The 14,030-nt window shown below is 49.6% G+C and carries 13 protein-coding genes; 6 read left to right on the top strand and 7 right to left on the bottom strand.

The window, feature by feature from the left end:
• Nucleotides 1–15: 15 nt before the first annotated feature.
• The 5 genes from ORD20_RS06695 to mraZ form a co-directional block, all read right to left on the bottom strand.
• Nucleotides 16–2,112 carry a penicillin-binding transpeptidase domain-containing protein gene (locus ORD20_RS06695; RefSeq protein WP_103376429.1) on the bottom strand — a complete coding sequence of 699 codons (2,097 nt, stop codon included), beginning with the start codon at nucleotides 2,110–2,112 and terminating at the stop codon, nucleotides 16–18.
• A 77-nt stretch (nucleotides 2,113–2,189) separates the two neighbouring features.
• Complete coding sequence (locus ORD20_RS06690; protein ID WP_430626620.1) at nucleotides 2,190–3,683, bottom strand: peptidoglycan D,D-transpeptidase FtsI family protein; 1,494 nt, start codon at nucleotides 3,681–3,683, stop codon at nucleotides 2,190–2,192.
• 123 nt (nucleotides 3,684–3,806) lie between these two features.
• Complete coding sequence (locus ORD20_RS06685) at nucleotides 3,807–4,265, bottom strand: hypothetical protein (RefSeq protein WP_103376431.1); 459 nt, start codon at nucleotides 4,263–4,265, stop codon at nucleotides 3,807–3,809.
• 14 nt (nucleotides 4,266–4,279) lie between these two features.
• Nucleotides 4,280–5,185 (bottom strand): 16S rRNA (cytosine(1402)-N(4))-methyltransferase RsmH, encoded by a 906-nt coding sequence (rsmH, locus tag ORD20_RS06680; RefSeq protein ID WP_103376776.1) that lies wholly within the window; start codon nucleotides 5,183–5,185, stop codon nucleotides 4,280–4,282.
• Nucleotides 5,186–5,198: 13 nt separating this feature from the next.
• The gene (gene mraZ / locus ORD20_RS06675; protein ID WP_103376432.1) at nucleotides 5,199–5,630 is read right to left on the bottom strand and encodes a division/cell wall cluster transcriptional repressor MraZ; all 432 of its coding nucleotides are present in this window, start codon (nucleotides 5,628–5,630) and stop codon (nucleotides 5,199–5,201) included.
• Nucleotides 5,631–5,867: 237 nt separating this feature from the next.
• Between mraZ and ORD20_RS06670 the strand changes: the two genes are divergently transcribed.
• The 3 genes from ORD20_RS06670 (at nucleotide 5,868) to ORD20_RS06660 (ending at nucleotide 6,947) form a co-directional block, all read left to right on the top strand.
• Complete coding sequence (locus tag ORD20_RS06670; protein WP_103376433.1) at nucleotides 5,868–6,107, top strand: hypothetical protein; 240 nt, start codon at nucleotides 5,868–5,870, stop codon at nucleotides 6,105–6,107.
• Nucleotides 6,108–6,226: 119 nt separating this feature from the next.
• Nucleotides 6,227–6,484 (top strand): hypothetical protein, encoded by a 258-nt coding sequence (locus ORD20_RS06665; RefSeq protein ID WP_103376434.1) that lies wholly within the window; start codon nucleotides 6,227–6,229, stop codon nucleotides 6,482–6,484.
• Between the two features lie 235 nt (nucleotides 6,485–6,719).
• Entirely contained in the window at nucleotides 6,720–6,947 is a 228-nt protein-coding gene (locus ORD20_RS06660) for a helix-turn-helix domain-containing protein (protein WP_146039092.1), read from the top strand.
• 722 nt (nucleotides 6,948–7,669) lie between these two features.
• Here ORD20_RS06660 and ORD20_RS06655 read toward each other — a convergent pair.
• Together ORD20_RS06655 and ORD20_RS06650 are read right to left on the bottom strand one after the other, a co-directional pair.
• Complete coding sequence (locus ORD20_RS06655; protein WP_103376436.1) at nucleotides 7,670–8,830, bottom strand: hypothetical protein; 1,161 nt, start codon at nucleotides 8,828–8,830, stop codon at nucleotides 7,670–7,672.
• A 741-nt stretch (nucleotides 8,831–9,571) separates the two neighbouring features.
• Nucleotides 9,572–10,498, bottom strand: coding sequence for a hypothetical protein (locus ORD20_RS06650; RefSeq protein WP_103376438.1), 927 nt, complete (start codon nucleotides 10,496–10,498; stop codon nucleotides 9,572–9,574).
• Between the two features lie 646 nt (nucleotides 10,499–11,144).
• Between ORD20_RS06650 and ORD20_RS06645 the strand changes: the two genes are divergently transcribed.
• The 3 genes from ORD20_RS06645 to ORD20_RS06635 all read left to right on the top strand — a co-directional run bounded on the left by ORD20_RS06645 (nucleotide 11,145) and on the right by ORD20_RS06635 (nucleotide 13,747).
• The gene (locus tag ORD20_RS06645) at nucleotides 11,145–12,014 is read left to right on the top strand and encodes a hypothetical protein (RefSeq protein WP_103376439.1); all 870 of its coding nucleotides are present in this window, start codon (nucleotides 11,145–11,147) and stop codon (nucleotides 12,012–12,014) included.
• A 43-nt stretch (nucleotides 12,015–12,057) separates the two neighbouring features.
• Complete coding sequence (locus tag ORD20_RS06640; protein ID WP_103376440.1) at nucleotides 12,058–12,675, top strand: class D sortase; 618 nt, start codon at nucleotides 12,058–12,060, stop codon at nucleotides 12,673–12,675.
• A gap of 814 nt (nucleotides 12,676–13,489) precedes the next feature.
• Nucleotides 13,490–13,747, top strand: coding sequence for a hypothetical protein (locus ORD20_RS06635; RefSeq protein WP_103376441.1), 258 nt, complete (start codon nucleotides 13,490–13,492; stop codon nucleotides 13,745–13,747).
• The last annotated feature ends 283 nt before the right edge of the window (nucleotides 13,748–14,030 follow it).

Below are 14,030 nucleotides of genomic sequence, written 5' to 3'. Positions count from 1 at the left end.
GGCGTGAGCCCTTACTCACCCAAGCCAAATCTCCACCACGGACCCCGCCCTTACTTCGGTGCCTTTCGGCGGGTTTTGCCGCCGGACCACGCCAGATCCCTTATTGCGCGCCTTGACATTAATGCCCAAGACCCACGCCAAACGCGCTGCACTCTGGGCGTTTAACCCCTCAAACTGTGGTACTGCCACCCATTCTAAGTAAATACGGCTAGCGTCCCCTAATTTTAACTGGAGTATTGTGCCCGCGGGTCGGTACCCTCCATATTCAATGGATTGGTCCACCACCACACGGCCTCGCCCTTCAAATTGTACCGGAAAACCAAACGCTGCGGCATCTTGTAGTGCGGTTTCTGGGTCCAAATTTACCAAGCTCGGCACCATCGCCGGCTCCCCTTTTGGCGGGGGCTTAATGGGCTCCGTAGGCGGCAATTTTAAGTACCGAAAAATATTACGCACCAACTGTCCAAAAATTGGCGCCGCGACTTGGCCTCCATAGAACGCCCCCACGGGTTCATCCACATTGACAATCACCGCAACCTCAGGATTGGGCACCGGACCAAACCCAATAAAGGAGGCAATATATACCCCTTTTTCTGTGCGGCCGTTGATGACTTTTTGTGCGGTACCAGTTTTTCCCGCTATCTTATAGCCCGGAACCTGTGCCAGTTTTCCGGTGCCTTCGCTGACAACCCCTACCATCATGCTTTGCACCGTTTTGGCAACATTCTCTGACACCACTCGGCGGACAACTTGTGCATCCATCTCTTTTATCACATGCCCATTGGGAGCCAAAATCCTGCGCACAATATGCGGTTTAAGCAAGACCCCATCATTAGCGATGGCGCTTATGGCATTCAGCAAGGCGATAGGGGTCACCGTCAGGGTCTGCCCAAAGGCCATAATCGCTAAATCGAGAGCGGTCACGCGCTTCATCGCCGGAAAGATGCCCAGCGCTTCGCCCGGTAAGTCAATATGAGTGCGGCCTTTGAGCCCAAATTTGTCAAGATACTCGTAAAACTTATCCACCCCAAGCCCTAATCCCAATTCCATAAATCCTACGTTGCAGGAATTTCTCACCACTAAAGCCAAATTTTCCGCCCCGTGCCCTTGAGGCCGCCAGCAATTCACCCGCCGTCCTAACACATTTTTGAATCCCGGGCAAAAAAATTGGGAATTTACGGAGGCCGTGCCTTCTTCCAAGGCTGCAGCCAAGGTCACTGGCTTGAAAATCGAGCCGGGCGGAATCGCATCCGACACCGATAGCACCCGGTAATTCTTCGGACTATAGTCCCGAAAATGATTGGGATTCATCGAAGGGCGTTGGGCCATGGCCAAAATTCCACCGGTTTTGGGATGCATCACGACAATGCTCACCGATTTGCCCTGCGTGTGAATCATGGCCTGCTCGCAGGCCCGCTCGGCCATCCATTGAATATGATCGTCTAAACTAAGCTCTACGGTATCCCCCTGTACGGACGGAATGACACGCGTCTGCGCAAACGCCACCGACTGGCCCGTAACGTCAAACTCTTCTTGAATGCTACCGGGCTTGCCCGTGAGATATTTATCATAGATTAATTCAATCCCGGCCAACCCTTGATTGTCAATGCCAGTAAATCCCAAGACCGGTCCCGCCAATTCCCCTTGCGGATAGTAGCGCGCCGTTTCGGTAATCAAGTGGACGCCCGGTAGCGCCGCTAGTTGGGACCGCAAGGCATCAAGTTCTGTGGGCGCGATGCGCCGTTTAATCCACACAAATCCTTGCCTACGACTCAAGCGCCGTTTGACGGTTTGCGGCGAGAGTTGAAGCAACGTTGAGAGCAATATCGTTTCTTGGGTGCGATGTTTGCGGGTCTGAACCGGTATGGCATACACGGAATAGGCATGATGACTGCCTGCTAACAAGTGTCCATTACGGTCGACAATGTTGCCCCTAAAAGGTGCCAAGGGCACCCCCCGGAAATGAATTTGGTCGGCCCGCTCTTTGAGTGAAGCGGCTTGCAAGCCTTGGATGTCCGTTAAACGGCCTAGTAGCAAAACATCGTACAAGCCGACAAGCAGCATGACCACAAAGGTCCGCCGTTTGATTGTCAAAGTAGGCTTGTTGGTCATTATTTGTGAGCCTCCTCGCCACGTCCTTAGGCTTGGCTACTCACAATATCTATGCCCTCACCCTTGGGGTCAGAACGCTACTTTGTTTTGACAAACGGCTGCGAGCCGTTGACAGGACCGGCATAGGGTTTGATCTTCCAGTACTTAAACATATAGGAGGCAATATGCTTCCACACCGGAGCCGACACCTGATCGCCATAGAACAATTTGCCGATGGGGCGATTAATCATGACTAACATAATGAACTTAGGATGCGGGACGGGGCCAAATCCCATATATGACGACACAAAGAGTGTGTTGGAAGTCCGGCCGTTGACAATCTTCTGCGCAGTCCCGGTCTTCCCTCCAATCACGTAACCGGGCACTTGGGCCGGCACACCGGTGCCTTGGGTGGCTTCGAGGACCATCATGTGTTCAATTTCTTTAGCCACTTGCACGGAATCCGGGCGCGATTCCACCCTTGGTTTAAACGTTTTCAAGACTTTTCCGGACGGAGACAAAATCGCTTTCACAATGTGCGGCTGCATCATCGTGCCGTGGTTGGGAATCGTCGAATCGGCGGTAATCATTTGCATAGGTGTGACGGCCATGCCTTGTCCAAACCCAATGGTGGCCAAATCCACGGCATTCACATTCTGTTCCGGAATCCACACCCCGCTCGAATCGCCAGGCAGTCCCACATTGCTCGGATGATCAAACCCAAACATCTTAATATAATGATACATTTCACTGACCCCGACTTTGAGCGCCACATCCATAAAGACTTGGTCTGATGAGACTTCGAGTCCGCGCGTTAAGGTAATCCAGCCCCAGCCCACTGGATTCCAGTCGTCGATACGCACGCCATCCACAATTTTATAACCCACGGTATCAAACATACTATTGGGGGTAAAAAGCCCCAGTCCCAGTCCTGCCGACGCCGTCACAGGTTTAAAAATGGATCCAGGCGGCACCGGATCTTGAACAGCATAGTCCGTCATCTGCAACGGAGTCGCAGAATAGTAGTTGTTGGGATTGAAATTGGGCCAATTGGCCAAGGCCAAAACGGATCCGGTGTGCGGATTCAACACGATGACGGTGCCATTTAACGCGTGCGCCCGTTTGACGCCCCACTTTAACCATTTTTGCGCATCCGCTTCAATATTGGCGTCAATGGTCAGCTGAACCGTATCGCCTGGTTGCGGAGCTTTGTAGGCTTCTTGCCACTGGGGCAGTGGATTGCCGGCTGCATCCGTTTGCACTACCCAATAACCCGGATGACCGGACAAGATGCTGTTGTCCTCGTATTCAATACCCGCTAAACCCTTGCCATTAGCGCCCACCATGCCAATCACTTGAGAGGCCAAAGTCCCATTAGGATATTCTTGTCCTGTACTTTGCACTACGCTAATTCCGGTGAGGTTCAAGGCTTGAATCTTCTGTGCCACCGAAGCTGGTACCGAGCGGTCTAATAACGCATACCAGGAGTTGTCGCTCAGCACCTTGCGTAGAAGCGTAGAAGAAAACGGCAGATAGCGAGCCAAAATCTTGGCCGTTTGTGCGGGATGGATGCACATGGATATTGCGAGCATAGCTCTGCAAATCACTCGCATCGGCGACCTGAATAATGACGAACCTGACGACCAATATCACCATGAAAATGGCCGTAAAAAGCAACGTCCATAGCGCGCGATGCTGCACGGCTTTGCGAGTATTCATGCTCGGGTAACAGCCTCCCGCAAATGGATAATCCATTGGCTCACTAACTGAGGCCAGGTCGCATAGCGCGGCACTTGATGCGCGACAGACCTTTTGGGAGCCGGTGTTTGAGTTTTGGGCACCACCATCGTCAGATGCAGACGTGAGGCGTCAGCCGCCAAGGCCCGGGGAGAGGTCAGGTCGGTCACGGTTAAACTCAGCACCTGCTGTTGGCGATGGAGCTGAGTGTATTGCGATTCTAATCGATCTACCTGATATCCCATGACCATTACATGAATCGCGAGAATGGACGCGATCATGCCCGCGCCCCATAAGGCACTGATCCACAATACGGTCCTGACCCAAGGTTTGCGCTGCACTTTGGGCTTGGGTTGCTTGCGCGGGCGCAGTTTCTTCTCCCATTGGCGCGCAAGATTTCCCTCGTTGTATTGGTTCCATGGGTCGCGGTCAATCATTGATCATATCCCCCTTATTTCGTGCCATCCATTGATTCCCGTTCAAACGCCCGCAATTTCGCCGAGCGAGCGCGCTGGTTGACATCTGTTTCGTCCTCATGCGGACTAATGGGATGACGTGTGAGCACCTTTCCGTGGCGCTCTTGTCCCCATTGCCGAAATGTATGCTTGACGATGCGGTCTTCGAGCGAATGAAACGAGATGACCACAATGCGTCCTTGTGGCGCTGCCCAGTGCAAAGCCGCCTCCAAGCCTTCTTCTAATGCCCCAAGTTCGTCGTTAACCCATATCCGCAAGGCCTGAAATGTACGGCGCGCCGGATGACCTCCCGTCCGCCTGGCCGCTGCAGGAATGGCCGCTTTAATCAATTCCACCAACTGCCCCGTGGTGCGGATCGGCTCTTTAGCCCGCGCCCGGACGATAAAATCCGCGATGCGGACCGCCCAGCGCTCCTCTCCCCACACTTGCAAAGCATGCGCAATTTCCTCTTTCGACTTCATGTTCACTAAACGAAATGCCGTCACCGGGTTGTCGGGATTCATACGCATATCCAAAGCGGTATCGTACTGGTAGCTAAAGCCACGTTCGGGGTTATCCAGTTGGGGAGATGATACCCCTAAATCAAAGAGAAAGCCGGCAATCCGCCCTCGCAATTCTGGATCTAAAATGGTTGACAAGTCCCGAAAATTGCCATGAACAAAGGTCACACGACTTTGGAATGGGGCTAGTGTTTCTTGGGCTGCCGCTAAAGCCATGGGATCTTGGTCCACCGCAATTAAGCGGGCGCCGGGATACGATTCCAGCAAACGGAGGCTATGGCCTCCAGCACCTGTTGTCGCATCGACATAGAGACCCCGGACGTCATGCACCCAGTATTGAAGGGCTTCTTCTGCTAACACGGAGACATGGGCAAATGACATCAAATCACCTCGGCTAAAATCCAAAGTCCACCATTTTTTCTGCAATTTCCTCATACGAGGTTTGCGCTTCTGCCTGATAGCCTTCCCAACGTTCGCGCGCCCACAACTCCACGCGCGTACTGACACCCACCAATACCACTTCTTTTTCAATACCCGCATGCTCCCGCAAACGCGGTGGAATCACGACACGAAACTGCTTATCCACTTCCACGTCTTGGGCCCCCGCTAAAAACAACCGAGCAAACGCCCGGGCGTTAGCGTTGGTCATGGGCAATGACTTGAGCCGCTCTTCCATCTTGCCCCATTCTTCCATCGGATACAGGAAGAGACATCCGTCTAACCCTTTGGTTATCACAAAATGAGTCTGCAGATCGTCGCGCAATCGAGAAGGGATCGTGACCCGGCCTTTGTCATCTAAGGAGTGTTCATACTCTCCCATCAGCATGGTCCAATCCCCCCTTTTCATCCACTCCGCTAACCTTGACTTTACGAATATTCAATAGGAAATTGTTGACTAAATTCCCACAAATTATGTAAGGATCTTTTGTCTATTTTTTACTATTATTGTCTGGAAGTGGCGCCATTCGAATAGTTCCGGAAATTCGGCTTCCTTCGGAAATCGGCTTACGGTGCAATGCGTTTTCGCCCTTTAATCTACCCCATCGAAAGGAATGCGTCCCTCGTGAACGTATCGTGGTCAGATTTCGCGCTACGCGATCTTAAACAATTTTCTGCACCTGAAGCGAAGGCACTTAAGATACAAATTGAAGATATTCTAAAGTTCTTACCGTTAGACGCTGGCGAAACGGTCCATATACCATATGACAACGATTATATCGTAATCTGCCACCGTTATGCTCATCCTGCGGTCACCTCCGTGTTGCGAATTCTTTTTTACGAAGACGTGGTGGACTACCTCTAAACCACCACGGAACCATGGTGGTTAAAGAATCTGAACATGATTCCCGGGGGAAGTAATTTGTGTAGGATTCCTGTATCACTTACCTGCTAGTCTAATACTTAGAAAGGGGAGAACATTCTATGACGATACTAACCGACGATTCGAGCTACGAGTTGAGCGTTTTAATTGATCAATGGCTAGGTGAACTAAGATCCTCTGGGTTTGATGAGGAGGCGCTACAAGCCGTAGCCGACAGGCTAGGCAAATGGGCCGCCAATGGCTGGCAGTACTGCCAAGAAGACGTGAAAGCGACGGTCTTACAGAACTTTGTCAATTGGGCTCACGCGCGGGATATTGAGTTTGCATGGCTTTCTCGTCCCAGGACAAACCCTCAATAACTAACCCTTATCGTAACATCCCCACACATCCTTGACACCGGGAAACGATGAACTCATTCATCGTTTCCCGGTGGTCTTTGCTTTGCTGCCAACTAAAGCAAACGCGAGCCCGTTATGTATAGAGCCCTGACGCTTGACGTACGATATCAGTCAAGAGGCAATACCTACAAGGAATGTCGCCCATAGGACGACATTCCTTGTATGGCCAACACTTTGCAGAGAAAAGAGACGGCATATGGCTACACTACGACTCGACGTCGCGCGCGTGAGGCAATTCATGGAAGAACGCGGCCTCAATGAACGCGATTTAGCAGCGGAAATGGACATCGCCTATTCATACCTAAATCGCCTTTTAAGAGGCAAACGCGGGCTTGGGGTCCATGCAATAGCAGGATTTCTTCGGGCGGGACTCCAATGGGAGGATATTTTCACGGTGGTTGATGACGTCAACGACATTCCTTAGACGGGGGCCCCTGAGAAAATTCCAATGAATAAGCAAGGGCATAGCCCGTTGGTCGCATAAGGCATTGAATAGTCTGATGTCTATGGTATTCGATGGTGAGCCATTGCGTCATCCTCCCGAAGATACTGTGGTTTTGGCCGCTTACCAATCTACCAAGGGTAGCGTAATGGCTTATAAAGCTTTAATCCATCTTTACAATTAATACTGGGCTCTACTCCAATCCACAGCGTATCTGCGGATTTTAAATAAAAATTTGTCACCGTTCCAGTGGATATAAGTTCTAAATTGTGGACACTTCGACCCGACACCAGAGGTGAATACAATGGCCAAGCTATATAATGGGTAATTTTACGCGCACGCGGTTCATCGCGTTTTCACCTAACAAAAAGTGGCGACCCAGTGCCCCGTGCCTGCCCGCGCACAGAGCATTCCCAGTACGACCTTATATGCGTGGCCCCACCCATAAAGGGGACCCTGCGTCGAAAACGGAAAAACCAACGATACTATCAGATTTTGTCTTATGCAATTGACCGTCCAAACGCGCCTCCTATCTTAATGTTTTTTGTGAATTCCTCCTATCTTAATGTTTTTTGTGAATTCTCTTGTTCTCGTTGGTTTTTGTGAAATTCCGGGACTTCTGCGACCATCTAAACTCGACGAACGACTTTACGAAGCCTACCGAAAACTTTGCAGGGTCTTAAATTCAAGGGATCGATATCCCACTACTGAAACCACCAATGGTGAGTAAATAGCACACCGCCGTAGAAAGCGGTAACCGCAAATCCCAATATCGTTAATCGCATAATCCACGGAGACCATTGCGTTAATCCCAAATACATCGGGAAATAGACACTTGCAATACGCACTGTGCTATGTAGTGGCCAACCCGCATACATAAAGCTTAACGACACCAATATGCCTATTACACCATAGACTTTAAATGCCAACTGTTCTACAGTAGCAACACGTAACTTCACGACGCCGACAGTTCCTAGAATAAAGGCTGTTGTACAGAGCCATAACGCGAGTCTCAGCGGTACAATTCCGTGGTGAAAACTAAAAGGTAATCCATCAATCCATTGCACACCAGGTACAGTCCAGGTGCCCTTCCAAATTGCGATTCCCTGCATAGTCACAAACAACAAAGGATCGTGAAAACGAACTCCCAAAAAAGAACCATAGGATACTAGGCCCAAGGCAGCTCCAACTCCCCAAGCCAAATTTCTTAAAAAGCCCTTTCTATCCCCGTTCAATAAAGCCATCACGCAAGCAATCAGCGGGAAAATACCAACTAAAATGCCCGTCGCTTGAGTCGTTGCAGCGAGCCCTCCCAGAATGGATGCTACTCCGTACCGTCCCCTATGGGCTAATTCTACAGAAGCAAGAGTAAAAAACAGCGTCCAAGGCTCAGCATACAATGTTGCATAGTAAATGGCTGCAGGATTGAATGCCAACAACGTTAACCCACCAAAAACCACTGCAGGGCTTGGGTCAAACCTTTTAATAATTCTCTCAAAAAAGAAAAGGGAAGCAGCAAATGCTCCTTGCGTTGCAACCAACGCCCCCCACGGTGAGAACAAATGAATGAGAACAGGCACAAATGGAAAAAATGCTGTCGCTGCTAAATGAGGATCACCAGACACTTTTGGCAAATGAGCATAACCGTATTTCCCTATGTTGATATACCAAAGACTATCCCATTGAAAAAGCCCATGTGCCTGCCGATAGTATGCAGTTGTATTTCGGAGATACGACAAGGGCGCGTACTTATATGGAAACAATAAAGGCAACCAAACCAAAAACTCATGCATACCAAATAACCCAATCCATAGACCACGGTCTTTTCTTCTTATGACAACAGGCCGAGAAATGCTGATAGACATTCGCCCACATCCTATCGGTTTTGTTTCGGAGAAGTAACATTTAGAAATATTAAAATCAAGCTTGCAGCGAGATAATTTAATCAAGCGCTTTGTCAATCATGACTTTAGCCTCTATTGCCTAGCAGCCGCGATTTTCCGCCTAATGCCAATATAATAATTTTCATTAAAGCAAGACCAAAGAAAACCATCCAGCTCCGTTGATGGCCAAAAACTTTTGAAAACATTAACCCATGATTTGTCGAAATTGGATCGAGATGAATGGCGTGAAAGATCGCGAACCAAACTCCCGTGGTAAGGTAGTATAGGGAAAGCATAATGGTGGCAATGTGACTTAGCCGTGATGTCTGACTAAAATATTTGTAAACATTCCAATGCCTCATAGCAAAGAAATTAGAAATATACGACTTAATCTGAAGATCCCCACATTTGAAGAACATCATAATAAGGAGCAGTGCAATAGAATAAACAATTAAAAATAATTCCCGTCTCCATGCGGATACTAGCTTATACAGATTATCATTGGTTATACCTTTCATGTCTATTGTCCTTTCATTATTTTAAGCCTAAAGACAAGTGATTAGCTAGAATTTATACATTCGGAACACCATCTTACATCGACTACCTGTATATCCAACTAAAAGATTCTTAAGCAATGAGCATTACTCAACACAAACGCTATCCTTTCCGACTACCGGCAAACGGGAAGCCTCTCCCGTCTGCCGATAACAAGTTAAGCCCTCGTCATTGTTGTGTATAGGTTTGCTCTGGCGACGCCACAAAGTTCGCATTACTCATCTCGAATAACACGGTGACGGTATAAGTACCGGCCGCAAGGGTTGACGGAGGTAAAAACGAGGCGGTTTGCGTGCTGGCGTTATAGTCAGACAGCGGGATGTTTTCACTCGCCACAAGAGACCCATTTTGATCGAAACTGGCCGTAATCGCGATAGGGGTCGTGCTGATATTGGCAGCCTTCGGTACCTTGGCTTCAATAGCTGGTTGACTCTGGGTCGTCCCTACCGCGCTATAGCCCGCACCTTGGGCATCATCTATCGCATCAGGCATCTTGGCATAGGCGATATACCGATAGACGCCTGTCTGTGCAGCCGTAAAGGTAAAATGGTTCGCACTTGAATAGTTGCCGCTGGCCTTCCACACCCCACTCGGCGTCTCATACCAAAATTGATATAAAACCGGAGAAATATTGGTGGCTTGGGCACTCAGAGTGATAGCCTGTCCTTCATTGATAGACGCCGGGCCCGTGACCGTGACGGCACTATTCACAAAGGTACTGACAACAGGTACCGTCCCTTCAGGCGTTGTATTAATTGGATGGAGGTATTGTCCTTTGGGGGCAGCATACACCGTCATCAAGTAGCTCCCCTTGGTGAGATTGCGCAAGGTTACCGTACGCGACGGTGACCAATTTTGCGCCACCCGCCATGTATTGTCTTGTTCAACCCAAAATTGATATTCCACATTAGGAATGTTTGTAGAAGTCGCTGTAAAGGTATCGCTGCCCCCAAGGGCGGGAGCGCGCTCCGTTTCGGTAATCGATACGGTGCCGGCAGGCGCCGCAAACACCGAGCTTGCGGGAAACAACGCCATACCGGTGAATACGGCGCCGATCATAAGCCGAGACAACGTCTTCATATTCTTTGTTCGCACCAATAAACCTCCTTAATCAGTGAAGTAATGAGTGAAGTGCTGTTACCAGTTCAGAAACGGCTAGGACACAGGCTCATATCATTAGTCGGGTATAGCCTTCGCTGATAAAGCAAATCAACGCTATGGCATCAACTTTTTGACAATCCCATTACAGCTTTTTCAACCCATCAGGTGTTATAAAATGCCCCACCTCATGCGCCAAATAATGAAATACCCGCCTTACCATCCATTGCCCAAATTTTTCCTTCCTCTGCCTATCATACCCTGAATCTGTGCCCACGGTTGTTCCTTCGGCGACAAAATTTGGTAATTTATTTTTTCCTCTATGTGTATAACGTTAGGAAGCTAGGATGAACACTTTATTCCTTATTATAGGTATCTCCCGTTTATTGCCAAGAAAATCTTGCCATCTTTGGAATATTTACGCAGTATATCCTCCTAGTTGTGGCATAATAAAGGACGTACACCAAGCGCAATGACCAACACGCCCGAGTAGGGATGCAACATTTCGACAAACGTAATCTGTCATTCTATGGTAATTTGAAGACGAGTATTGATCCAATGTGAGTAGACGGCATACGAAAATTTTACGGTCATCGCAGAAGAACTTACGAGAAGACATACTGCATATGCTAGGAGGAGAACGATGAAACCATGGCACGCATTAGCCCCTGCGGCGCTTGCATTGTCCTTATTACTGCCGCAATCGCCTGCAACGGCCTTTCATGTCCCGAGATCACCCAAGCCCCTTAACACGGTATACGCGGCCTCCCTCTTGCCTTCACCGGTGAACCTTGGGGCTGTTGCGTTAGCGACGGTTTCCTCTGGCCCTACGATTCAGGTCACGATAAATGGTGCCCCACAGCAATTAGCGCTACCGAGCAATCTTAAGGAAAACACCACTTACACGATTCAATTATTTACGGTAGTCAACGGGGAACCTGTTGTCTTGCCCCCAGTGTCATTTTATATCAATACCGCAGGTAACGTCGTCAACACCCCTGCACCATCTGAGCCAACACAGTCCGCTGCCGTACGATTGGAAGACGCCTTACATAACTTACAAATTGCCCACGTCAGCATGCTCTTTGCCTATTTGGAATCCATCCAACTGACGCCTTTTCAAGTCGCCCAGATTAAGGAAAATGCTGCCGCCTTACCGGGCTTGTTTGGCAACGTCAGCAACCCTAACCAATTGACTCTGGCACAAAAAGAAGCGGCGGTCAATTTGTTTGTCACGAGTGCCCATGACGCTGACTTAACCGTTGTGCCGGTGTTGGCCACAGGCCAAAAGGTGAACCTGTTGACGTATACCGCGGTACCAGGTGATCCGTTAGAAATTGACCTCGACAGCGAGCAAGGACAAACACTTGCCGTCATTCAACCCGAGTATTACGATGTGGCCACCCCTTACTTGGAATCGTTCATCAACAACGTGGCGATTGCGGCCAGCGCCGCGTATCAGTTGGAGCACAGTGGACAATTCGTGGAAATTCCCCACGGCCAGTTGCCATGACCATAAGCGGATGCTACTACACACTTAGCTGCCAGGGGGAAACATGCGGCGGTTAGTGAGAGTCTTCGTTGGCATTGTTACCGGCATTTTAGCGCTTGTGGTCGTCATGGGCATTGCGGGTACGGCATTGTTTGGCTGGACTACGGTAAAAGAAACGGTCTTATTAGCGGATACCCTGCTATTCCCTTACCGACCCGCGCACTTTCACTACCGCAAACTCCCTGGCGATTGGTCGACTCTTCCTGGTCCCGGGGCACCCCTTGGCACGCTAGTGATTCCGGCTATCGGCATAAAGGCTCCAACGGTTCAAGGGACCACCTTTTCCCAATTACGGGTTGCAGTCGGCCACTATGCCGCAAGCCCGTTGCCTGGCCAACCCGGAAACGTGGTTTTTAGCACCTTGGGTCTGCGAACGGTGCGTAATTTGGATGCTATCCGGCCAGGCGACCGCATCATTTTTCGTAGTCGATACGGTGCCTTTGTGTACCGGGTGACCAAGATGGAAATTGTGCCCCAATCTGATCCCAACATTATCGTTCCCACTACAGTATCACAACTGACTTTAACGAGTGGGTATCCGTTTGTGGTTCACGACCTTCATCCAACCAAACAGCTTATTGTATGGGCGACGCCGGTATCTGTACCGCAGTCGAACGGTTAGTAGAATAAAATCGTGCGTCGTTGCCAGAAGGCCATGCCCAGTGCCGTTCGGGTCTCGGCATCAAAGGCTCAAGGAGGTTCTCATGACAATTCACTGGAAACTTTTTTTTATATTCCCCATCGTTGTATTGACAACCGCGTGCGGCGTTCATTCAGCAAGCCCAGCCCCGTCACAGTTTCATCATCATCGGGACACGTGTCGTTGCACCACCGCCATCAGCACCTAAAGGCTCGCCCTCCGCAATGACAGTGAGCTTTGATCAAAACGCGCATTTAATTCAGTCTGCGAATATTACCCCAAGTAGTTTCGATAGACATGCCGATAACGTTACCTTTGTTCCCCCTACGCACCTCAAGCCGGGTAAGTACACCGTGATTGTCCTTTTTGAATATGCTAATGGCACCTTTTTCTCTTCATCCCCCAAGGCCTTCGTCAATCCTTAGACGAACTAGCAGAGACGGCCACCAAATATTGGCCCATATTCTTCGCTTTTCGGCCAAAGACGGGTTTTTGCGGAATGTCCCGACCTGATTTCAAATTGGACAGCCAAAATGAGCAAGATTACCACAACCCCTATGCCACCCACTCCATCGTAAATTTGCCATCCATATGGTCACTTTGTTGTATTGCCGCTCTGCAGGCCTAACGACCGCAGTGTATCGGCTTCATACCCGTCTGCAGGTCCTGGAACAAGAAATACCAACCATCCCAGCTTAATCAACCACACTCTTCGTCCATAAGTTTGACAAACATTTGTATAGGATCCTTGTAACGGTTACCTGCTAGTCTAGTATCTAGAAAGGGGAGAACATTAATGATGATTTTAACCGACGATTCCAGCCAAGAAATAGGCGTGTTAATTGATAAGTGGCTAACCGAACTTAAAGCCGACGGCTTCGATCCCGCCGCGTTGCAAGCCGTGGCCGAGCGCTTGGGCATTTGGGCCGCGCACGACTGGCAATATTGCCAAGAAGATGTCCAAGCCACTGTACTCCAGAACTTTGTTAACTGGGCCCATGCGCAAGGGATTGAGTTCGCGTGGCTTTCACGCCCTCGCACCAATCCCCACTAACAACACGGGATAACAATCTCTTAATCCCTTTGGTTTTGGGAGTGGGTATATCCATTGCCAATTGATAATCGACCGCAGGAGAGAGCGGACACAGCTCAAGTCTGTGTCCGCTCTCTCAACTTTGTTCACAGACTTATGCCCGCATCTTTCCATTTGACTTCATTGCTGGGAGCAGTCTCGAACATCTCCAGCGTGACTTGTCCTTATCAACAATTATTTCTATGCCGTATGTTCATGGGTTCATTCGCCAAGCAGCTCGCCACTTGGCGAGGCTGCCTCCAGT

The sequence above is a fragment of the Sulfobacillus thermotolerans genome, from assembly GCF_039623705.1.
Classification (GTDB): Bacteria; Bacillota; Sulfobacillia; order Sulfobacillales; family Sulfobacillaceae; genus Sulfobacillus; species Sulfobacillus thermotolerans.
The sequence above is the reverse complement of the archived record's forward strand: the minus strand, read 5'-3'. Positions and strand labels throughout refer to the sequence as shown.